The sequence below is a fragment of the Deinococcus radiotolerans genome (assembly GCF_014647435.1).
GTDB lineage: Bacteria > Deinococcota > Deinococci > Deinococcales > Deinococcaceae > Deinococcus > Deinococcus radiotolerans.
Genome location: NZ_BMPE01000015.1, coordinates 1 through 20,552, shown reverse-complemented (window position 1 = coordinate 20,552; position 20,552 = coordinate 1). Strand labels below are relative to the sequence as shown.

The following is a 20,552-nucleotide window of genomic DNA, read 5'->3' as shown; positions in this document are numbered from 1 at the left end:
CGCGCCCTCTTCGGGCGGCGGGGGCCGCACGCCTGCCGATTCAGGAGGGCACGGGGGTGGAGCCCAGCGCGGCGAAGAACGCCAGGCGCTGGGGGGAAACGGCTGAGCGCGGTTCGAAGGTGTCGAGCACCTCGGAGGCCAGGACGACGTCCCGCAGGCTGCCGGGCGGAATACTCCCGGACGCTTCCGCCTGCACCAGCAGGTTGCCGATCAGGGTGGCCTCCACGGGTCCGGCAATGACGGTGCAGCCGGTCACGTCCGCCAGCAGCTGATTGAGGAACCGCAGCTGCGCGCCGCCGCCCACGACGTGCAGGACCGTGATGGCGCGCCCGGTCACCTCCTCCAGCTGGCGGATCACTTCCGCGCTGCGCAGGGCGAGGCTGTCGAGCACGCAGCGGACCAGTTCGGCCGGCGTGGTCGGCACTGCCTGACCGGTCTGCGCGCAGAACGCCTGGATGCGTTCGGGCATGTCCAGGCCGGCGTGCAGGAACCGCGGGTCGTCCGGGTCGATCAGGGGACCGGTGCCGGGCACCTTCTCGGCGTCGGCGTACAGCTGCGCGAAGTCCGGGTTGCCCCACGCGCGGCGGCATTCCTGCACGATCCACAGGCCCATGACGTTCTTCAGCAGCCGGGTGGTGCCGTTCACGCCCGCTTCGTTCGTGAGGTTGTGGCGCAGGGCCTGGGGGGTCACCACGGGGCTGAGGGTCTCGATTCCGACCAGGGACCACGTGCCGCTCGACAGGTACGCCCAGCCTGACCCGCGGGCGGGCACCGCCGCCACCGCGCTCGCGGTGTCATGCGTGGCGGGCGCGATGACGACCGTGCCTGCCAGGCCGGTCTCCTGCGCGATGGCCGGCGTGACGGGCCCCAGGACGGTGCCCGCCGGCACGACGTCCGGGAACAGCGCCGCTGGCAGGCCGAACGCGTGAAGGACTGGCGCCGACCAGGTGTCCTGCCGCGGGTCGTACAGCTGCGTGGTGCTGGCGTTCGTCAGTTCGGACACGCGCCGCCCACTCAGCCAGAAGTGCAGCAGGTCCGGCACCATCAGCACCTGACAGGCGCGGCTGAGAATGCCGGGCGCCTGACGTTCGTGCGCGACCAGCTGATACGCGGTGTTGAACGGCAGGAACTGAATGCCGGTGGCCTCGTACACCGCGCTTCGGGGCAGGACGTTCAGGCAGTGCTGCATGACGCCGTCCGTCCGGGGATCGCGGTAGTGGTGCACGCCGTCCATCAGCAGGTCGTGCTCGTCGAGCAGCGCGTAGTCCACCGCCCAGGAGTCCACACCGACGCTGTCGATGTGCCCGTGCTGCGCGGCGAGCCGCAGGCCGTGCAAGATCTCGCGCCACAGGCCCAGCACGTCCCAGTACAGGCCGCCCTGCACGGGCACGCCGCCGTTCTGGAAGCGGTGCAGGACCTCCACGGACAGCCGGCCGTGCCGCACGGTGCCCAGCGCCACCCGGCCGCTGGACGCGCCGAGGTCGATGGCCACGTGGCGTTTCACGTCAGCGGACATACGCGGTGGGTACCCCGCCGTCGACCGTGAGGATGCCGCCGGTGGTTTTCGCGGCCGCGGGCGTGGTGAAGAAGTACGTCGCTTCGGCAATGTCCTCCGGGAGGACGTTCACCTTGAGGGTGTTGCGCTGCCGGTAGAAGTCCTCGAGCTGGTCCTCGCGGATGCCGTACGTCGCGGCCCGCTCGGCGCGCCACTTGCCGTCCCAGATGGCCGACCCGGACAGCACGCTATCCGGGAGGACGCTGTTCACGCGGATGCCGTGGGCGCCGCCCTCCTCGGCCAGGCAGCGGGCCAGGTGCACTTCCGCGGCTTTCGCAGTGCTGTACGCCGCGGCGTTCTTGCCTGCCGCGAGGCTGTTCTTGCTGCCGATGAACACGAGGTTCCCGCCGGTGTTCTGCGCCTTGAGGACCTTGAACGCCTCTCTGGCCACCAGGAAGTACCCGGTCGAGAGGATGCTCTGGTTCTTGTTCCACATGTCCAGGCTGGTCTCCTCGATGGGGGCGCTGGACGCGATGCCGGCGTTGTTCACGACGATGTCCACGCCGCCGTACGCCAGCACGGTCGTCTGGTAGGCGGCCTGCACCTGCTCTTCGCTGGTGACGTTCATGCCGGTGCTCGCGGCGCGCCGGTACCCGCGTTCCCTGGTGATCTCCTGCGCGACCTGCTGCCCCCCCTCGGCGTTGAGGTCCGCGATGACGACGTGCGCGCCGTCACCCGCCAGGCGCCGGGCAATGGCGCGCCCGATGCCGCTGGCCGCGCCGGTCACGAGCGCCACGTGCCCTTCGAGGGTTTTCGGGGCGGGTTTCTGCGCGAGCTTGTACAGTTCCAGCGGCCAGTACTCCACCGCGTACGACTCGGCGGCGGTGAGACTGACGAAGCCGCCCAGGCTGCTCGCGCTTTTCATCACCTGAATGGCGCGCAGGTACAGCTGACGGGAGACGTCCGCACCCTGCGCGTCGGGTCCGCTGTTGACCATACCCAGGCCGGGGATCAGCACCACCCGGGGGCTGGGGGTGAACATCACGTCCCCTTCGCCCTTGTTCTCCTCGAAGTACGCGGCGTACTCGGCTTTGAAGCTCTCGACGCCGCTGCGGGCGGCGTCCAGCAGCGCCGCCTGGCCCTGGTCGGGCGTCCAGTTCAGGAAAAGCGGGGTGCGTTTGGTGTGCACGAGGTGGTCCGGGCAGGCGGCACCCACCTGGGACAGCTGGGCCGCCGCGTTGGAGTTCACGAATTCGAGCACCTCGGGGCTGCGGTCCACGTTCAGGATCACGGGGCGGGCGCCCTTCATGGCGCCGCGCAGGACCGGCAGCACTTCCGCGAGCAGTGCGTTCGCATCCTCGTCCGTGAGGCTCTGCACGCGGGCACCGCCGAACGGCTGGGCTTCTGCGTGCGCGTCAAGGTACGCCTGCGCTTCCCCGATGATCCGCAGGGTCGTCTCGTAGCTCTCCTTGGCGGTGTCCCCCCAGGTGACGAGGCCGTGCTTGCCCATCACGACGGCTTCCAGGCCAGGGTTGTCACGGACGGCCGCGCCGATCTGCTGGCTGAGGGTGAAGCCGGGGCGGATGTAGTCCACCCACGCGGCCCGGCCACCGTAGATCTCGCGCATGATGTCGGGCCCGGTGGGCGTGCAGGCGATGGCGATGATGGCGTCCGGGTGCGTGTGGTCGACGTGCTTGGCCGGCACGAAGGCGTGCAGCAGCGTCTCGATGCTCTGACGGGGCCGGCCAGGCTCGAAGGTGGTCCGCTCGAGGTAGGCGGTCATTTCCTCGTCGGACATCTCGGGGCGGTCAAAGAGGGGCAGGACTTCATCCAGTTTCAGGCCCGCAAAGCCCCGCTCGGTGATGCTGGCGATGTCACTGCCGCTGCCTTTGACCCACAGCACGGTCACGTCCCGGCCCAGGTGGTCTTTCTCGACGCTCTTGGTGCTGGTGTTCCCGCCGTAGATGTTGACCAGCGTGCGGTCCGCGCCGAGCAGGTTCGAGCGGTACGTCAGGGCGGCCAGGCCGTCGCTGGTGGGGGCTTCGGCGTCGTTCCAGCGGTTGACGATAATGGTTTTGGGCTGGGTGGCGGTCATGGGGTCCTCCGGGGTTGGGGGTGTGAGAGGCCGGACCCGGCCGGGCGGCGGGTCATGCAGGGGGCAGGGTGACTTAACTCTTGACGGGGAAGCCGCCGCCGGCGGCGGCCGTGCCGCGCGCCCGGGCGATGGTCTGCTGGTAGCCGCTGGCCCGGTGGGCCTGAATGGGGTCTTCGGGCAGGCCGCTCTCGCGGCGCCACTCGGCCAGCAGGGGGCGGACGTCCGTGCGGAAGGCGTCCATCAGGGTGCGCTGCGCTTCGAGGACGTCACCCTGCTGCTGGGCGGCCGTGAGGCGCTCGCGGTCGATCAGGAGGGCCTTGGCGTACGCTTCCTGGCAGTTCACGACGCTGTGGATCATGGCCTCGACCTTGGGTTCGATGTTGTGGCTCTGGTCGATCATGTACGCGACCTGCCGGGCGGTGGTGCGGGTCAGGTCGTCACTGGCCTGTTCGGCTGCGGCGAGTTCCGCGTAGATGCAGAAGAGCTCGAAGGGGTTAGTGGTGCCGACGATCAGGTCGTCGTCCGCGTAGCGGCGGGCGTTGAAGTGGAAGCCGCCCAGGCGCCCCTCGTCGAGGAGGAACGCGACGATCTGCTCGATGTTCACGCTCTGCGCGTGGTGGCCGAGGTCGACGAGCACCTGCGCCTTGTCGCCGATGGCGAGGCAGTGGGCGTACGCGGCGCCCCAGTCGAACAGGTCGGTGGCGTAGAAGGCCGGTTCGAACAGCTTGTACTCGACGAGCATGCGGCTGCCCTCGGGCAGCGCGTCGTGCACCTGCGCCAGGGCCTGGCGGACGCGGCGTTTGCGGGCGCGCAGGTCGTCCTGACCGGCGTAGTTGGTGCCGTCCGCGAACCACAGGCTCAGGTCGCGTGACCCGGTCTGCGTCATGACGTCCACGCAGGCCAGGAGGTGCCCTACAGCCTCGGCCCGCACCCGCTCGTCCGGGTGGGCGATGGAGCCGAGCTTGTACGCGTCGTCCTGGAACACGTTGGGGTTGATGGCGCCGAGCGTCACGCCGCGCTCCGCGGCGAAGCGGCGCAGGTGCGCGTAGTCACTCACCTCGTCCCAGGGGATGTGGAGGGCCACGCTGGGCGCGATGCCGGTGAGGCGGTGCACTTCGGCGGCGTCCTCGATTTTTTCAAACACGTCGCGCGCGGCGCCGGGCGCGGAGAAGGTCTTGAAGCGGGTGCCGCTGTTGCCGTAGCCCCAGCTGGGGGTCTCGATGCGTTGCGCGCTGAGCGCCTGGAACAGCTCCTGATTCATTGATCCTCCAGGGTGACGATGAGGGTGGTGTCGGCGGTCTCGACCGCGCTGCGGACCCGTTCGGACGGCGCCTGGTTCGTGATCAGGACGTCCACCTGGTCGAGCGTGGCGATGGTGGCGAGCGCCCGGCGTTCGAATTTCGAGGCGTCGATCAGGGCGATGACGGTGCCGCCCGCGCGGACGAGGGTCTGCTTGGCGCCCACTTCCGGCAGGTGCGGGTCGGTGAAGCCCGCGTCCGGGGAGAAGGCCTTGGCGGAGAACACCACCTTGTCCGGGTGCAGGCGGGTCATGGTGTCCATGAAGAACGCGCCGACGAAGGAGCGGGCGGGCGCGTGGAAGTTCCCGCCGACCATCAGGAAGGGCACGCCGCTCGCGGCCAGAACGTTCGCGGCGTCGAGGCCGCTGACGATGGCGCTGACGTTGCGGGCGTGGAGGATGCGCGCGAGGGCCAGGGCGGTGGTGCTGGCGTCCAGGGCGACCACGTCGCCGTCCTCGATGAGCTCCAGTGCGGCGCGGGCGAGGGCGTCTTTGGCTTCGGTGTGCTTGGTGGCGCGCAGCTGGTGGGCGACTTCCTCGCTGGTCTTCTCCAGGATGCGGGCGCCGCCGTGGATGCGCTGCAGCAGGCCCTGTTCGGCCAGCTGGTCGATGTCACGGCGGATGGTCATTTCGTGTACGCCGAGTTCGGCGGCGAGGTCTTTGACCTTGACGACGCGTTCGGCGAGGGCTCGCCGGAGGATCAGGTGCTGGCGTTCGCTGCCCACCTTGAGACTGTCCATGACCATACTCCGAATCTAACACCATTCGAACACAAAATGACAAGCCCTTGCATTTTTTTGCGCGAGGGTGTTACATGACGGCACCAAATTTCACTCTTCTCGATCTGGGACGCAGGTCCCCTGGAGCCCCCGTGTCTGTTGTTTCCCCCACGCACCACCGCGTCTGCTTCCTCCTCCAGGTCCGCCCCGAGCGCCTCGAGGAATACCGAAAGCGTCACCAGGCCGTCTGGCCCGACATGCTCGCCGCGCTGCGCGACACCGGCTGGCACAACTACTCCCTGTTCCTGCGCGACGACGGCCTGCTGGTCGGCTACTTCGAAACGCCCGACCTCCACGCCGCCGTGAGCGGCATGCAGACCCGCGACGTCAACGCCCGCTGGCAGGCCGACATGGCCCCCTACTTCGAGGCTCTGGATGGCCGCGCGCCCGACACGGGCTTCCTGCAACTCCAGGAGGTGTTTCACCTTGACTGACGCGGCCCCCATCCTCGCCCTGCACCACGCCAGCAAAGCCTTCGGGCCCGTTCAGGCGCTCGTGGACGTCAGCCTCGAACTGTTCGGCGGCGAAGCGCACGCCCTGCTCGGCGAGAACGGCGCCGGCAAGAGCACCCTCGTCAAGATCCTCGCCGGCGTCCACCGCGCCGACGGCGGCGACCTGCGCGTCGACGGGCAGCCCCGCACTTTCCACACGCCCGCCGAAGCCCGGGACGCGGGGATCGCCATCATCTACCAGGAACCCACCCTCTTCCCGGACCTCACGGTCGCCGAGAACGTCCTGATGGGCCGCCAGCCCCTGAAAGGCGGCCGCATCGACCGCCACGCCATGGACGCCCAGGTGGGCGCGATCCTCACCGACCTGGGCGTCCCGCTCGACCCGACCCGGCCCGTGCGCGGCCTGTCCATCGCCGACCAGCAGATCGTCGAGATCGCCAAGGCGCTGTCCTTCCAGGCGCGCGTGCTGATCATGGACGAACCCACCGCCGCCCTCACCGGACAGGAAACCGAACGCCTCTTCCGCGTGGTCCGGACGCTACGCGCCCGCGGCGCGGCCGTGCTGTTCATCACGCACCGCCTGGAAGAAGCGTTCGCGGAATGCCAGCGCTTCACGATCATGCGCGACGGGCAGTGGGTGAGCAGCGGCCCCACGGGCACCTACACCATCGACCGCGTCGTGCGCGGCATGGTCGGCCGCGACGTCAGCGAGCTCTACCCCAAGCAGGCCGTGACCCCCGGTGACGTCGTCCTGGACGTGCGGAACCTCACCCGCCGCGGGGTGTTCCGGAACGTGAGCTTCCAGGTGCGGCGCGGTGAGATCGTGGGCCTCGCCGGGCTGGTCGGCGCGGGACGCAGTGAAGTCGCGCGCGCCATCTTCGGCATCGACCCGCGCGATGGGGGAGACGTGCAGGTGCGGGGCCAGCCTATCCCCAGCGGCAGCACGGCCGCCGCCATGACCGCCGGGATCGGCCTCGTCCCGGAAGACCGCCGCCAGCAGGGCCTCGTGATGGACATGTCCATCGAGCGCAACGCCACCCTGGCGATCCTGCCGCAGCTGCGCCGGGGCCTGCTGATGGACCGCGCGGCGGAGTACCAGACGGCCAGCACCTGGACCAGCAAACTGCGCCTCAAAGCTCACCGCCTGACCGACCCGGTCAGCACCCTCTCGGGCGGCAACCAGCAGAAGGTGGTCCTCGCCAAATGGCTGGCCACCGGCCCGGCCGTGCTCATCGTGGATGAACCCACGCGCGGCGTCGACGTGGGTGCCAAGGCGGAGGTGCACCGCACCCTGGCCGAACTGGCCGCCGAGGGCCTGGCGGTCGTGATGATCAGCTCGGACCTGCCGGAAGTGCTCGGCATGGCCGACCGCATCCTGGTCATGCGTGAAGGCGAACTGGTGGGCGAACTCTCCCGCACAGACGCCACGGAAGAAACGGTGATGTACCTCGCCACCGGCCAGCAGGCCGCCAGAGGGAGCGTGGCCTGATGACTGAACTCTCCACACCCGGCGCGCCCCTGCCCGCCCCGCCGCACCTCCTGAGCCGCCTGTTCAAGGCGCGCGAGGCCAGCCTGCTCGTGATCCTGCTGGCCCTGGTGGCCGTCACCACCGCCCTCAACCCCCGCTTCCTGAGCGCCCAGAGTGTGCGGGACCTGGCCCTGAACGTCGCCATCATCGCGCTGGTCGTCGTCGGGCAGACCCTCGTCCTGCTGATGAAGCACGTCGACCTGAGCGTCAGCAGCGTCCTGGGCCTCACCGCTTTCCTGTCGGGCTCGCTGTTCGTCGCGAACCCCGGCATGCCCATCTGGCTGGCCTTCCTGGCCGGTCTGGGCATCGGCGCGGTGCTGGGCGCCGTCAATGGCCTCCTCGTCGCCTACGGCAAGGTCCCGGCCCTGGTCGCGACCCTCGGCACCCTGTACGTCTTCCGCGGCGTCGACTATGCCGTCGTGCACGGCGGGCAGATCACCGCCAGCAACCTACCCGCCGCCTTCAGCACCTTCGCCAGCGGCAGCGTCCTGGGTGTCCCCACGCTCGTGCTGCTGGTCCTCGCAGTGATGGTCGGCTTCGGAATTTACCTGCGCTCCTACCGCTCCGGCCGGGAGTACTACGCGGTGGGCTCCAACGCCGAAGCCGCCACCCTGGCCGGCATCAACGTCAACCGCCGCGTCCTGACCGGATTCATGCTCTCCGGCGCGATCGCCGGCCTGGCCGGGGTGCTGTACCTCGCCCGCTTCGGCACGGTCGACGCGGCCGCCGGCACCGGCCTCGAACTGCAGGTCATCGCCGCGGCCGTGGTGGGCGGCGTGGCCATCACCGGCGGCGTGGGCACCATCGCCGGCGCCGGGATCGGCGCGCTGCTGCTCGGCGTGATCGGCAGCGCCCTCGTCGCCCTGCGCGCCCCGGCGTTCTGGCAGCAGGCCATCCAGGGTGCCTTGCTGCTGCTGGCCATCAGCATCGACATCATTCTCGCCCGGCGCGCCGCGCGGGCCATGCAGGAAAGGAGCCACCGATGAGCGTCCCGAACCGGCCCAAGCGCAGCCTTCTCGGCTGGGAGGCCACCATCCTCGCCCTGGTCGCCCTGGCCCTGCTGCTCGGCTCCACCCTCTCGGACGCGTTCCTGACCGCCGCGAACCTCTCCAACCTCTCCTCGAACCTGGTCGAGATTGCCCTGATCGCCCTCACCATGACCCTGATCGTCATCGCGGCAGAGATCGACCTGTCCGTGGCGTCCATCGCCGGCATGTGCAGCGCCCTGCTGGGCGTGCTGTGGGCCGCGCACGTCCCGATGCCGCTGGCCATCGTCCTGACCCTGGGCCTGGGCACGCTGGCGGGCTTCTTCAACGGCTGGCTGGTCACCCGCCTGGGCCTGCCCTCCCTGGCGGTCACCATCGGCACGCTCGCCCTGTACCGCGGGCTGGCGTACGCCCTGCTGGGTGACCGCGCCGTGGCGGACTTCCCGCCCTTCTGGACCAACCTGGGCTTCGGCCTGGTGCCCGGCACGCAGATTCCGATCCCGATCGTGGCCTTCGTGCTCCTCGCGGCCCTGACGGCCGTGGTGCTCCACGCGACCCCGTTCGGCCGCTCGCTGTACGCCATCGGGTCCAACGAGGTCGCGGCGCGCTTCGCCGGGCTGCGCGTCGAGCGGACCAAACTGCTGCTCTTCACCCTCTCCGGCCTGATGAGCGCCTTCGCGGCCGTGGTGTACACCTTCCGCTTCTCCAGCGCCCGCGCGGACAACGCCAATGGGCTGGAGCTCTCGGTGATCGCGGCCGTGCTGCTCGGCGGCGTGAGCATCTTCGGCGGGCGCGGCAGCGTCATTGGGGTGATCGCCGCCGTGTTCCTGATCGGCATCATCCAGAACGCCCTGACCCTCGCGGACGTCCCCAACGAAATCCTGACCATCGTCACCGGCCTGCTCCTGATTCTCTCCGTGCTCGGCCCCAACCTCTCCGCGCAGCTCAAAGCCGCGTACGGCCGCCGCGGCCGCGCCGCCAAGGGAGGCGCCCAGTGATCACCTGACCCCCGGGCTGGCCCCGCCCCCCTTCCCCCGCATCCCCGACCGTTCCTGGAGGAACCCATGAAACACCGCACTGCTCTGCTCGCCGCCCTGACCCTCGCCCTCGGCGCCGCCGCCCTGGCGCAACCCGCCCTGCAAAAAGGCATCACCATCGCCTTCCTGCCCAAACAGGTGAACAACCCCTACTTCACCACCGCCTGGAAGGGCGGCCAGGCGGCCATCAAGGAGTTCGCCGGGGTCGGCAAGCAGGTCGGGCCCTCCGACGCCGGCGCGAGCAGCCAGGTGAGCTACATCAACACCCTGCTCGCCCAGCGCCAGAAGGCCATTGTCGTGTCCGCCAGCGACGCCAACGCCCTCGTGCCCTACCTCAAGCGCGCCATGGGCCAGGGCGTCAAGGTCGTCACCTACGACAGTGACGTCGCCAAGGACGGCCGCAACGTCTTCGTCAGCCAGGCCAGCGCCGACACCATCGCCCGTGACGAGGTCAAACTGCTCGCCAAGCAGATCGGCAACAAAGGCGAGATCGCCATCCTCTCCGCCACGCCCAACGCCACCAACCAGAACGCCTGGATCAAGGTGATGCGGGACGAACTCACCAAGCCGCAGTACAAGGACATGAAACTCGTCAAGATCGCCTACGGCAACGACGACGACCAGAAATCCTTCACCGAGATGCAGGGCCTGATGCAGGCCTACCCGAACCTCAAGGGCGTCATCTCGCCCACCACGGTCGGCATCAGCGCCGCCGCCCGCTACCTCTCCGGCAGCCCCTACAAAGGCAAGGTCGCCCTGACCGGCCTGGGCACGCCCAACCAGATGCGTGAATTCGTGAAGAACGGCACCGTGCAGGGCTTCGCCCTGTGGAACCCCGAGGACCTCGGCTACCTCGCGTCGTACGCCGCCGCGGCACTCGTCAGCGGGCAGATCACCGGCAAGGAAGGCGAGAAGTTCAGCGCCGGGAAACTCGGCCAGCGCACCATCGGCAAAGACGGCGTGGTGATCCTCGGGCCACTCACCGTCTTCGACAAGAGCAACATCGACAAGTTCAACTTCTGACCTGGCTGTTCAGTGACGCTACGGTAAGGCCACCCGGCACAGGCTGAGGCACCCAACAGCAAAACCCGCCCAGGTGAAGGCGGACTTCCAGCCCTGCGGCAACGCAGGGCTTTCCCACGTCTCCCAGACCGAAGCGGCACAACGACCCTCACTCGCGGGGCACTGGGCGCCAGGCGTGCGCCCCTCCATCCTGCCTCCGCGTGGTCATTCTGCGAAGATCAAGGTCAGGTGTGCGACACGCCGCACGGCAGTGAGGCCAGCGACCAGGGTGCCTCACTGGAGTCCGGCGGGCGCATCAAGGCCATCTGACCGTCCACGTCCAGCACGACGTCCATCTCGGCCTCGTTCACGCGGCTGAGCGTAGCGCCTCAGATGGCCGCGTCATCCAGGTCCAGCCAGTCCAGGCTGAAGAAGGCCTGCGCGAGCCGGGGCGTGACCTCCCGCCGGGCGGACCACATCAGGCCGTCCGGCCACACCCCGCAGTACAGGTGCAGCGGCCCCCGCATCGGCACCGTACCCTGACGCAGGCTCAGCCGCGCGCCGAACTCATCCGCCAGGCACCGGCGCAACTCGGCGAGCGCCGCCGGATCAGCCTCCCAGTCCGGCGGCACGATCACCAGCAGCACCGGCTGCAGGGGCGACTCGCTCATGCCTCAAGCTACGGTTCCCGCCGTCCGTCCATCGTGACCACAATGCCGAAGACCTACGACGGTGCTCCAGTCACCCCCGCTGACCGAGCAGACATCCAGTCCCTTACGGCCTTCTCAATCTTCAGAGAAATCCGTTTGTTATTGATTTGAAATTCTCCGCAGACGTGTGGCAGGCACGTCAGGAGTTCGGCAGGTTGGACCGCCAGCATCGCCTGAGCATCCGCTGGGCTCCAGGCCTTCCACCGCGCCATGAGTTGCTTGCAGAGATCCACGGCGGACCTGAAGGCGACCTCTCTGTCCTGTTGCCTCGTGAGCGCCGCCTGCCGCTCTTCGTCCTGCTGGCGAGTGCGTGCGTTCTGAACCATAATTTCAACGTCTCTGACATGACGAACCAACTGAGCGTACGTCAGCGGTGTGTATCTTTTATGCTCAACCGCTTCTCTCAGTTCTAGCGCGTTGTGCGACCAAACATGCGCGAAATGCAAGAGGAGCGCGCGAGCCTCTTCCGGGAGCACATCATTTGGAAGGGGCGTCGTCGCGAGTGCCTTGAGCGTATCGGCCTCCTTCAACGTATAGCGACCCTTCTTCAGTGCCGTGTAGAGAGCGCCGGCCATTTCAGGTACCTGCGGTGCGATGTAGGCCCACAAGTGAAAGAGGGCAGAGCGCATGTCTTCTGGCAGCGTCGGTGCCTGCAACGTCTCCAATTCCAGATTGAGTCGACTGGCCAAGCGTGCCAGGACTTGCCTCATCTGTGGTTGAAAGTTGTTGTCCGCAACGGCGCGCCTGAACGCATCTCGATACTCCGGCGGCACAGCGTCGATCAGGTGGTGGCGCTGCCGAAGCTCGTGGATCTGGATATCCGTGAGCATGGAATCCTTATCCAAGCTGTGCGCCGTGCGCAGGGCTGGCAGGTCCATGTTCAGTAACGTTTTCTCTTCCAGTCGACCGACCAGATCAGCCTGGTCAGCCGTCAAGTGAAGTTGTAACCGGAATCGGCGGGTGTGCCAGTACCGCTGGTCCGCAATGGAGAGCGGTAGGGCCTGCGCCGCAAGCGTGTCCTGGTCCAGTGTGGCAGTGGCAGCCTTCCACGCCTCCCTCAGCAGACTCCATTCGGTCGGGAGGAGGCGCTGCCGAGTGAGATGCTCTTTCAGCCGAGTCTTTCTGAGCGGCTGCAGTTCATTCAAGGACAATGCGAGCAGGTCCCAATGCTCCACCATGGTGGTAACCCACACCTCGTCGCGTTTCATGGCGCTCTTTCGTGCAGCCAACTCACGCTCGTTGAGCTCTTCACCGGTTATGTCCCGAAGGGTCGCCAGCAAGGTGGGTGAGCAACGGGGTTCGACGGAAAGACTGGAGAAGAGCTCATGGGCTTCAGGCTGCAGGGCTGCCGGCAACGCATTCATGATCTCAGTCCGTTGTGGCCGCAAGCTCTCAACGAGTTCCGCTGAGAGTTCCCGGCGCCTCGGTGGGTGAGCGGGCGTGGTGACCCATATGGGCGTGTGGGGGTGCCGTGGGGTCACGTCCACGTGCGCGCCCTTTGGGGAGGTGAGGTCCTGATCATGTTCGGTCTGGTGTGCTGTCCAGCCCTTTGCGTGAGCGCGCAGCAGCTTGAGGGCGTGCCTTGTGAACGGTACCCGGCCGTTCAGGAGCGCGCGCAGGTGCTCACGGATGGGGTCCCGCGTGTCGAGGCGGTTCAGGTAGGCACTGGTCATCATGCCTTCGGGGAGCCCGTTGGCGGCACCGTACGCACGGAAGTCATCACCATGCTGTTGCAGCAGGGCATGCTGTTTCACCTGGTAGATCGATTCAAGAATCGTTTTTTCCGCTTCAGGAATGTCGCGTTCTTCAAGGCCGAGGATGTCTTTCCAGATACCTGTCGTGCCAATTGGGCTATGCCAGAACCCTTCAATATCTCGAACGCGGTACGCCAACCGACGAGCTTGGCTTGACTGATTAATTGGGGAGACGGCACGAACGAGTGAGTCGTATTCTTCAACTTGAAAGTTGGCCGGATCCAGCGAGTAGCGGAAGTCGCGACCATCACGATAACGCAGCGTCGTAAACACCGATGCAAGGACGACATCTCTTCCGTTGCTCTCGGGTTCAAGTCGATGCGCGAAATCAAGAAGGATCTTATGGAATTCGGGGGCGTCTCTCAGATCGAGGATACCGTTCATGCTCTCTCCATCATTCTGTCAATCATTGTGTGTTATCGCTGATCGCATTTCGAAGTATCATTTTAAATGATCAATATTTCTCCCTCGTTGATTCTGGTCATGGGATCATGCATCAATGAGAGTATCATCGTCTCATGGAAGACATGATCGAGCCGGATTCAACTTCTATATGGGCGCGTTCACTCGGGGTGGTATCTACAATGAAGCAATCCAGAGCCCTGTAATGAACGCGCTCTTGCTTGGCTCTTGGAGTGTCAGTTTAACCTGCGTGTCTGCAAAAGTCTCTATGAACTCAGTTGATAGTGCTGAGTATTGACCTGGGCGTTCAGGACATGCAGGGGATGCGAAGCTCAAAGGCGTCCGTTTCGGATCATACTCGACTTTGGGTCAGTATGCGGCAGCAGCAATGCTTCAGATGCGCCTACACAAAGTAACCCAGTATTCATTGACAGCAACATGACACTCTTACTTCACTTCGATACGAATGACTGAAGGATCGCGTCGAGCTTGTTGTTGCGCGTTCGAGCACCCTGACTCGTTGAAGTATCTGGCAGCGAATTCCCATCGTGTGAGTTGCTTAACGTTCCACCATCCAGGGGTTGACGCGGAATCCTGTCATCGGTCACGATACACGAAACTATCAAAGCATTCTTCGATAGTCGGAGTGAACCCTGATGCCCCCCCGCCTGACCCCACTGCGCCTGACCCTCCTGCGCCTCACCGCGCAGCTCACCCGCGACACCGGCGGCCCCCCCAGCGCCGCCGAACTCGCCCGCGCCGCCCAGCTCACCGAAGCCACCATCAGCTTCCACCTTAAAGCCCTCGTCGAACTGGGCATGATCGAACGCACCGGCGCCCGGGGCCGCCTGATCCTCACCGAGCAGGCCAGGAACGCCATCCAGGACGGCATCCCCATCTACGGCCAGATCGCTGCCGGTGCGCCGATCCTCGCAGACCAGACCCCCGATCACGTCACCCCCAGCCTCGACCACCTCCTCGGTGTGAAAGATGGGGATTTTCTCCTGCAGGTGCGGGGCGACAGCATGACCGGCATTGGCGTCATGGACGGCGACTACGTGCTGGTGAGACCGGCCCCAGAGGTCCTCGACGGAGACGTGGCCGTCGTCCTCATTCCCGGTGACAACGCCGCCACGCTCAAGCGCGTCTACGTGTTCGGCGACGAGGTCGTCCTGATCAGCGAGAACCCCGACCACCCCCGGCGCACGTACCCGGCCGCCGATGTGCAGATCCAGGGGCGGATGGTCGCCCGCCTGGGTCTTGCCGGACCCCGGCCCCTGACGCGGAGGGCCTGACCATGGGTGGACGCACGCCGAGCCTCACCGCCTGCGTCCTCCTCGCCCCCTGGCCGCTGGAACACGTGAGGCGACAGCATCCGGGCGTGCCCCTGGCCGTTCTGACCGAGGCGAGGCGCGTCCTCCAAGTCTGTCCGCTCGCGGCCCAGGCGGGCGTGACAGTCGGCCTGCGCGAGACGGCCGCTCTGTCCCGCTGCCCCGATCTGCATGTGGAAGTGGTGCCGGCACCCGAAGCCCAGGCGATCTGGGCGGAACTCCTGGAGCAGCTGTACGCCCGCTTTAGTGACCGGGTGGACGGCCGGACGGGCGGGGTCGCGTTCCTGACCCTGACCCCCTCCGGCGCGCGGGACCTCGCGGCGGCGCTGCACGCGCCCGTTGGGCTCGCGCCTTCCCGGGAACTGGCGCACCTGGCGGCCTTGAGAGTGCCGCCCGGTGAAGTCAAGGAAGCCCACGATGGCAACTCGGCCGAGCAGGCCTTTCTGAAGCTCACACCTCTGACGCACCTCACCGCGTTGGGCGTTCCACTCGCCTCTCTGGAGAAGCTGCACTTCCTGGGTCTGCGTGACCTCGGCGGCCTCATGGTGTGGAGCCCCGCGCAGCGCGAAGCCTTCCTGGGCGTCGATGTCGGCAAGCGCCTCAACCGCTTCCTGAAAGGGGAACGCACCACGGCCGTGGAGAAGTACCGCCCCGGACAGGTGCTGGAAGCGTCCCTGGCGTTTGACCTGCCCCTGACCGAACCGGCCCAAGTGGACGCCGCCCTGCGCGACGTGCTGCCGGGCCTGATCGCGGAACTCCGGGGCCGTCTGGCCGCGACCCTGACCGTTCACGCGGATACCATCGGCGGTCGTCTGTCGGGTACCCGGCAGCTCAAGTGGCCCCTGGACGACCTCGCCCTGACCCGCGTCGCCGGCCTGGCCCTGCAGGACGCAGCCGCGCTCCCTTTGGGGATCGACCGGCTGACCGTGCAGCTGGGTGGGCTGGCGCAACCGGGGCGCATGGTGGGTCTCTGGGCGGGCCTCGCGGATCTGGAGGTCACGAAAACAGTCCTGGCCCGCTTCCCAGAGGCGCTGGTGCGAGTGGAGTGGCTGGACCCGTGGGCGTATGCCACAGATGCGCAATACGCCTGGGTGGACTGGCTCACCGGGCAGGTGAGGCATCGGGACCTCACGCCGCGGTGGTCGTGGAGCCTGAAGCCTGCCGTGCAGAGGGATCGGGCTGTGCAGCGTGTCTTGGCCTTCTTTGAAGGACGTGATCCATGAAGGCGTACCAGAGCGAGGTGCAGGTCGAGATGCGGGACGCTCAGCCGATCCGCCTGATCTGGCAGGGTCAGGCCTACCCGGTGCAGGCGGTGCTCGACCGCTGGCGATACGGCGGCCGCTGGTGGTTGGGCGAGCGGCCCAGGACCTGCTATCTCGTGCAGGCGGGATCACTCACGGCCGAACTGCATCACGAGGACGGACAGGGGGGACGCTGGTGGCTGGCGCGCCTTCAGGACTGATCGAGGACGGGTGCGTGACGCAGGGCGCTAGCATCGGCGAGGACTTCGCTCAGTTCCGCCAGGTGCCGCACGGGCGTCCAGGCGAGGCCGGTCCAAACCTCCAGCCGTGCCCCTGTCCCCCGGAAGTGCAGGCGGCCGACCACGGCTACGGGTTGCCGGTCCTGCTCGGCCCAGCTTACGGCGTCCCGCTGCACGCCGAATGCCCGCTTGAGTTCCATCAGCAACTTCTCGCGCGTCACAGGTGTATATGACCACGCCCCGGAGCTTGACGTCACTGCTGGCGTGTCAATCCTTCTTCAGCGAGGGGCGCAGCACCGTGAGCCCCCGGCGCCTCGTGCAGGTGGCGAAGGCGGCCGGGTTCACGGCGGTTGGCCTGGCGGACTGGTGCAGTGTGGCCGGCGCCGTGGATCTGTGCGACGAAGCCGGGCAGCAGGGCCTCTCAGCAGTCATCGGCGTGACGCTGCCCGTCCTGTTCCCCAGTCCGCCCCGGGCATCCACGCCCACCCAGATGTTCCCCGTGGTCCTCCTGGCCCGCACCCGGGAGGGGTACACCACCCTCTGCGAGCTGATCACGGCCGTGAATCTCCATCACCCAGACGGCCTGCCCCTGGACGTGCTTCGGCAGGCGGGTGGGGGTGTGCAGGAGCACGTCGTCTGCCTGACCGGTGGGCGGCAGGGCTTCCCCACGGTGCTGGGCGAGCAGCGCGACCTCGCGCGGGCGGCCATGTACCTGCGCCTGCTGCGGGCGATCTTCCCGTCGGCGCTGTACGTGCAACTCTTCCACGGGCAGGCCCCCAGCGAGCAGCGGCGCCTGTCCTACCTGCGCGGCCTGGCCCGCGACCTGGAACTCCCCGTCGTGGCCGCCCCGGAAGTGAGCATGGCCACGCCGGGCGAGTACCCGCTCCTGGATGCGCTGACCTGCGCCCGGCTGGGCATCGACGTGCAGACGCCCCACCCGGACCGGCCGCGCAATACGGACCGGCACGTGGGTACACCGGACGGCTGGGCGGGGCTCCTGCCGTTCGGGGACGCGCTGCTGAACGCCCAGACCCTCGCGGCCCAGTGCGCGCTGCACCTGCTGCCGGAGCGGCTGAGCGTGCCGGAACCCAGCCTGAACCCCTTTCAGACCGCACAGGAGGCGCTGGAGGAACGGGTGTATCAAGCGCTGCCGGAGCGCTATCTCCCCGATCAACGGCCCGCCGCCCAGGCCCGCGTGCAGGCTGAGCTTCAAACCGTAGCCGAGCTCGACCTGGCTGGCTTCTTCCTGACCGCGGCCGAGGTGACCGACTACTGCCGCGCGCACGGCATCCTCGCAGCAGGACGCGGCAGCGCTACGGGCAGCGTGCTGTGCTACGCGCTGGGCATCACCCTGAGCGATCCCCTGGCGCACAACCTGTTGTTCGAGCGCTTCCTGCACACCGGGAGAACGTCCATGCCGGACGTGGACATCGACATCGCCAGTTCCAGGCGCGATCAGGTGCTCTCCTGGGTCGAGGAGCGCTGGGGCCTGTCCGGCACCGGCGAAGCCATGGTGGCCAACCGCATCACGTACCGCCTGAAGAGTGCCATTCAGGACCTGGGGCGAGCACTGGGGCTCCCACCTGAACTGCGCGACCGGCTCAGTCGCTCGTTGGGGCGGGATTACGGACACCTCCGGCCACACCGGGCGCGAGAAGCGGAGGCAGTGTTCACGGAGGTCCTGGGCGACGCGCCTGTGAAAGACGCGCTCCTGACGCTGCTGGAACAGGTGGAAGCCCGATTTACTCGGCACCTTGCCCCGCACTCCGGCGGCGTGGTGCTGAGCAGTGAGGCGCTGACCCACTATAGCCCCCTCATGCGCAGCTCCGGGGGCATTCGCATGCTGACCTTCGACAAGGACGATGTTGAGCGCCTGGGGTTGATCAAACTGGACCTGCTGGGGTTGCGGATGCTCGCCGCTCTGGAGCGCGCTCGGGAGGAAGTGCTGCGGTTAACCGGTGAGTGGGTCGAGTACGGCCAGCTCCCGGATGATCCCAGTGTCTGGCGGGAGATCAGCACGGGCGACACCATGGCCCTCTTTCAGATCGAGAGCCCCGCGCAGGTGCAGATGACCGCCCGCCTGCAACCCCGGGACATGACGCAACTCGCGCACCAGATCGCCCTGATCCGCCCCGGGCCCATCCAGAGCGGCACCGTGCACCCGTATGTGCGCCGCGCCAGGGGAGAGGAACCTGTTCCTGAACTGCCCGAACCCCTGAAGTCGATTCTTGTCCCGACCCACGGCACGTTGATGTTCCAGGAACAGATCCTGCGCATCGCGGTGCAGTACGCGGGCATGGACTGGCCAGATGCAGACCGGTTCCGGAGTCGCCTCAGCAAGGTGGAGGACGAAGCGGAACTCGCGCAGCTCAAGGCCACGTTTGTGAACGGAGCGGCCGCCACGGTCGGTGCCTTTCCCTGGGAGGCGGACGCGGTGTTCGAGCAGTGCGCGGCCTTCCGGGGGTACGGGTTCGCGGAAAGTCACGCCCACGCCTTCGCGCAGCACAGTTACGCGAGTGCGTACATGCGCCGCCATTACCCGGCCGCCTACTTCGCGGCATTCCTCACCGAAGCGCCGGGGATGTGGCCCGCGAGTACCATCGCGGCTGAGGCCGCACGCAGAGGGGTTCGATTGGCTGGGGCGTGCGTGAATCGCTCAGGTGTGTCGTACCGGGCCGAGTCCGTCCACACGGTCCGTGTCCCCCTGACGGCCGTGGAGGGCATCAGTGCGGACACCGCCCGGCAGATCGTGCAGGACCGCCTGACGAATGGCAAATTCCAGGGCGTCGAAGACTTCTACGACCGCGTGCAGATCAAGCGGGACGCCCTTGACGTGCTCGTGAAAGCAGGGGCGTTCGACGCGATTGACCGGCAGAAGAACCGGCGGGAGGCGTACTTCGTGCTGCAGACGGTCGCCCACGCCCGGCCGCCCGGGACGCGGGCGCTGCTCGCGCCGGAGGCTGCCCTGCCCGATGTGCCTGAGCTGCCCATCGACGTGCAGGCGGCGCTGGATACAAAGCTCACTGGGACGACGCCGACTGGACGTCATCCGCTGGACGCCCACCGCGCTCGGCTGCGTGATCTGGGCTGTGAGACCCTGGCTCACCTGCGGCACGGGGCCACCTGCTGGGCCGCAGGCGTGATCGTGGCGAAACAGCGGCCGCCCACCGCGAAAGGCTTCGCGTTCTACGTCCTCGAGGATCCGACTGGACGGGTGCAGGCGATCATCAGCCCGGACCTCTGGGAGGCGCACCGCGCCCTGCTGCGCGACGCCCGGGCGTTGATCGTCCGGGGACAGGTCACGCGCCAGGGGCGCGCGGTGACGGTCCGGGTCGAAGGGCTCGCGGAACTGCCCCTCCGGCCCGGTGGTGCAGCGCAGGCGGCCGATTGATCTGCGGCCCGCCTGGCGGCACTGCAGACGAAAGGGAGGGCAACGGGGTGAGAACTACAACGCTGGAAGTCGGATGGTCGTGCGAAAAGCCTGCTCATGCCGAGCTTGTGCTTGGTCAAGGACGGCCTGCAAGCTGTGATCGGTGACGTTCCGTCCATCAATGTCAGGAAAATTGTATGGCGCTTCGTCTCCTAATCTCCGTGGGCTTGAGATCCAAACGTAATCGTCAACGTATTGAAAATCGTAAAACTCTTTGATCATGACATCTTCGCCTTTAAAGCAATCTTTTTGGGCGAAGAGGGTGTCATAGTACTTTGATGGGGTGATCACATCGCTCAAGGCGGCATTGTATCCGAATTGGTTATAATAGCTACAGGAAAAGGCAATATGCGGGCGAAGCAGCGTTAATAACCGGATGGCCTCATCCCTAAAGAGGGAAAAGGAAGCGGGATTCATATTCCTGCCTCCCTCCGGGGTAATAAGGACCGGATAGAGATAAGGGTGGGAAAATATCCGGTTGTGATTGCTCTTAAAAACCACTTTAATCAGGCCATGCTTAAACAAAAGGTCAACGTGGAAGGCATTGAGCTCGTGAAAATAGAGCTTCCAGTCGTTATTCCACGTTTCTTCATGATCCTCGTACACCCTATAGCTCACGCGTTGATCCCTCAAAGCGTATAAAAGGCGCGTGATCTGCTCTCTGCACGTCCGATCATCAATCAAGCAGCACAATTCGTAGCTCCGCCCCCTCTGTACCGGACATCTTCAGGTTGAGGCTGTGCTGGACGCAACATTCCTGAACGTATGATCGGT

The 20,552-nt window shown here is 66.8% G+C and carries 18 protein-coding genes; 9 read left to right on the top strand and 9 right to left on the bottom strand.

The features are described 5' to 3' along the window. Positions 1-40 precede the first annotated feature (40 nt). The 4 genes from IEY63_RS17175 to IEY63_RS17160 all read right to left on the bottom strand — a co-directional run bounded on the left by IEY63_RS17175 (position 41) and on the right by IEY63_RS17160 (position 5,627). A complete protein-coding gene (locus tag IEY63_RS17175; protein ID WP_189070224.1) occupies positions 41-1,516 on the bottom strand; it encodes a rhamnulokinase in 1,476 nt (491 codons plus the stop codon). Then, positions 1,506-3,590, bottom strand: a complete 2,085-nt coding sequence (locus IEY63_RS17170; RefSeq protein WP_189070223.1) for a bifunctional aldolase/short-chain dehydrogenase — start codon at positions 3,588-3,590, stop codon at positions 1,506-1,508. The genes IEY63_RS17175 and IEY63_RS17170 overlap by 11 nt, the downstream gene beginning before the upstream one ends. A gap of 73 nt (positions 3,591-3,663) precedes the next feature. Further along, a complete protein-coding gene (gene rhaI / locus IEY63_RS17165; protein WP_189070222.1) occupies positions 3,664-4,851 on the bottom strand; it encodes an L-rhamnose isomerase in 1,188 nt (395 codons plus the stop codon). Further along, the gene (locus tag IEY63_RS17160; protein WP_229784782.1) at positions 4,848-5,627 is read right to left on the bottom strand and encodes a DeoR/GlpR family DNA-binding transcription regulator; all 780 of its coding nucleotides are present in this window, start codon (positions 5,625-5,627) and stop codon (positions 4,848-4,850) included. Before IEY63_RS17160 ends, rhaI begins: the two co-directional genes overlap by 4 nt. 131 nt (positions 5,628-5,758) lie before the next feature. Here IEY63_RS17160 and IEY63_RS17155 point away from each other — a divergent pair, with 131 nt between their 5' ends. The 5 genes from IEY63_RS17155 (at position 5,759) to rhaS (ending at position 10,692) form a co-directional block, all read left to right on the top strand. Beyond that, positions 5,759-6,100, top strand: a complete 342-nt coding sequence (locus IEY63_RS17155) for an L-rhamnose mutarotase (RefSeq protein ID WP_229784781.1) — start codon at positions 5,759-5,761, stop codon at positions 6,098-6,100. Next, complete coding sequence (locus IEY63_RS17150) at positions 6,093-7,607, top strand: sugar ABC transporter ATP-binding protein (RefSeq protein WP_229784780.1); 1,515 nt, start codon at positions 6,093-6,095, stop codon at positions 7,605-7,607. The genes IEY63_RS17155 and IEY63_RS17150 overlap by 8 nt, the downstream gene beginning before the upstream one ends. Continuing rightward, positions 7,607-8,632: an ABC transporter permease gene (locus IEY63_RS17145; RefSeq protein ID WP_189070218.1), complete on the top strand. Its 1,026-nt coding sequence runs from the start codon at positions 7,607-7,609 to the stop codon at positions 8,630-8,632. The genes IEY63_RS17150 and IEY63_RS17145 overlap by 1 nt, the downstream gene beginning before the upstream one ends. Further along, positions 8,629-9,630, top strand: a complete 1,002-nt coding sequence (locus tag IEY63_RS17140; protein WP_189070217.1) for an ABC transporter permease — start codon at positions 8,629-8,631, stop codon at positions 9,628-9,630. Before IEY63_RS17145 ends, IEY63_RS17140 begins: the two co-directional genes overlap by 4 nt. Before the next feature lie 66 nt (positions 9,631-9,696). After that, complete coding sequence (gene rhaS / locus IEY63_RS17135; protein ID WP_189070216.1) at positions 9,697-10,692, top strand: rhamnose ABC transporter substrate-binding protein; 996 nt, start codon at positions 9,697-9,699, stop codon at positions 10,690-10,692. Between the two features lie 224 nt (positions 10,693-10,916). Here rhaS and IEY63_RS22515 read toward each other — a convergent pair whose 3' ends face one another. Genes IEY63_RS22515 through IEY63_RS17125 form a run of 3 tightly spaced genes read right to left on the bottom strand, consistent with a single transcriptional unit; the run spans position 10,917 to position 13,519 of the window. Beyond that, complete coding sequence (locus IEY63_RS22515) at positions 10,917-11,042, bottom strand: hypothetical protein (protein ID WP_268239674.1); 126 nt, start codon at positions 11,040-11,042, stop codon at positions 10,917-10,919. An 18-nt stretch (positions 11,043-11,060) separates the two neighbouring features. After that, on the bottom strand, positions 11,061-11,342 hold the full coding sequence (locus tag IEY63_RS17130; protein ID WP_189070215.1) for a hypothetical protein: 282 nt from the start codon (positions 11,340-11,342) through the stop codon (positions 11,061-11,063). 53 nt (positions 11,343-11,395) lie between these two features. Beyond that, entirely contained in the window at positions 11,396-13,519 is a 2,124-nt protein-coding gene (locus IEY63_RS17125; RefSeq protein WP_189070214.1) for a hypothetical protein, read from the bottom strand. Positions 13,520-14,193: 674 nt separating this feature from the next. Here IEY63_RS17125 and lexA point away from each other — a divergent pair. From lexA to IEY63_RS17110, 3 genes are all read left to right on the top strand, one after another. Continuing rightward, complete coding sequence (lexA, locus tag IEY63_RS17120; protein ID WP_189070213.1) at positions 14,194-14,832, top strand: transcriptional repressor LexA; 639 nt, start codon at positions 14,194-14,196, stop codon at positions 14,830-14,832. A gap of 86 nt (positions 14,833-14,918) precedes the next feature. Further along, positions 14,919-16,091: a DNA polymerase Y subunit UmuC family protein gene (locus tag IEY63_RS17115; RefSeq protein WP_189070212.1), complete on the top strand. Its 1,173-nt coding sequence runs from the start codon at positions 14,919-14,921 to the stop codon at positions 16,089-16,091. After that, positions 16,088-16,330, top strand: coding sequence for a DUF6504 family protein (locus IEY63_RS17110; RefSeq protein ID WP_189070211.1), 243 nt, complete (start codon positions 16,088-16,090; stop codon positions 16,328-16,330). Before IEY63_RS17115 ends, IEY63_RS17110 begins: the two co-directional genes overlap by 4 nt. On the opposite strand, the gene IEY63_RS17105 is transcribed toward IEY63_RS17110, so the two are convergent. After that, a complete protein-coding gene (locus tag IEY63_RS17105) occupies positions 16,321-16,548 on the bottom strand; it encodes a hypothetical protein (RefSeq protein ID WP_189070210.1) in 228 nt (75 codons plus the stop codon). The genes IEY63_RS17110 and IEY63_RS17105 overlap by 10 nt on opposite strands. Before the next feature lie 29 nt (positions 16,549-16,577). Between IEY63_RS17105 and dnaE the strand changes: the two genes are divergently transcribed. Next, a complete protein-coding gene (dnaE, locus tag IEY63_RS17100) occupies positions 16,578-19,739 on the top strand; it encodes a DNA polymerase III subunit alpha (RefSeq protein WP_189070209.1) in 3,162 nt (1,053 codons plus the stop codon). A 54-nt stretch (positions 19,740-19,793) separates the two neighbouring features. Here dnaE and IEY63_RS17095 read toward each other — a convergent pair whose 3' ends face one another. Next, a complete protein-coding gene (locus IEY63_RS17095; protein ID WP_189070208.1) occupies positions 19,794-20,384 on the bottom strand; it encodes a hypothetical protein in 591 nt (196 codons plus the stop codon). Positions 20,385-20,552 lie beyond the last annotated feature (168 nt).

What these genes read in the sequence shown, in the direction of transcription:
- IEY63_RS17175 (WP_189070224.1), bottom strand. Translation starts at nt 1,516, where the DNA reads ATGTCCGCTGACGTGAAACGCCACGTGGCCATCGACCTCGGCGCGTCC.
- IEY63_RS17170 (WP_189070223.1), bottom strand. Translation starts at nt 3,590, where the DNA reads ATGACCGCCACCCAGCCCAAAACCATTATCGTCAACCGCTGGAACGAC.
- rhaI (WP_189070222.1), bottom strand. Translation starts at nt 4,851, where the DNA reads ATGAATCAGGAGCTGTTCCAGGCGCTCAGCGCGCAACGCATCGAGACC.
- IEY63_RS17160 (WP_229784782.1), bottom strand. Translation starts at nt 5,627, where the DNA reads ATGGACAGTCTCAAGGTGGGCAGCGAACGCCAGCACCTGATCCTCCGG.
- IEY63_RS17145 (WP_189070218.1), top strand. Translation starts at nt 7,607, where the DNA reads ATGACTGAACTCTCCACACCCGGCGCGCCCCTGCCCGCCCCGCCGCAC.
- IEY63_RS17140 (WP_189070217.1), top strand. Translation starts at nt 8,629, where the DNA reads ATGAGCGTCCCGAACCGGCCCAAGCGCAGCCTTCTCGGCTGGGAGGCC.
- rhaS (WP_189070216.1), top strand. Translation starts at nt 9,697, where the DNA reads ATGAAACACCGCACTGCTCTGCTCGCCGCCCTGACCCTCGCCCTCGGC.
- IEY63_RS17130 (WP_189070215.1), bottom strand. Translation starts at nt 11,342, where the DNA reads ATGAGCGAGTCGCCCCTGCAGCCGGTGCTGCTGGTGATCGTGCCGCCG.
- IEY63_RS17125 (WP_189070214.1), bottom strand. Translation starts at nt 13,519, where the DNA reads ATGAACGGTATCCTCGATCTGAGAGACGCCCCCGAATTCCATAAGATC.
- lexA (WP_189070213.1), top strand. Translation starts at nt 14,194, where the DNA reads ATGCCCCCCCGCCTGACCCCACTGCGCCTGACCCTCCTGCGCCTCACC.
- IEY63_RS17110 (WP_189070211.1), top strand. Translation starts at nt 16,088, where the DNA reads ATGAAGGCGTACCAGAGCGAGGTGCAGGTCGAGATGCGGGACGCTCAG.
- IEY63_RS17105 (WP_189070210.1), bottom strand. Translation starts at nt 16,548, where the DNA reads ATGGAACTCAAGCGGGCATTCGGCGTGCAGCGGGACGCCGTAAGCTGG.
- dnaE (WP_189070209.1), top strand. Translation starts at nt 16,578, where the DNA reads ATGACCACGCCCCGGAGCTTGACGTCACTGCTGGCGTGTCAATCCTTC.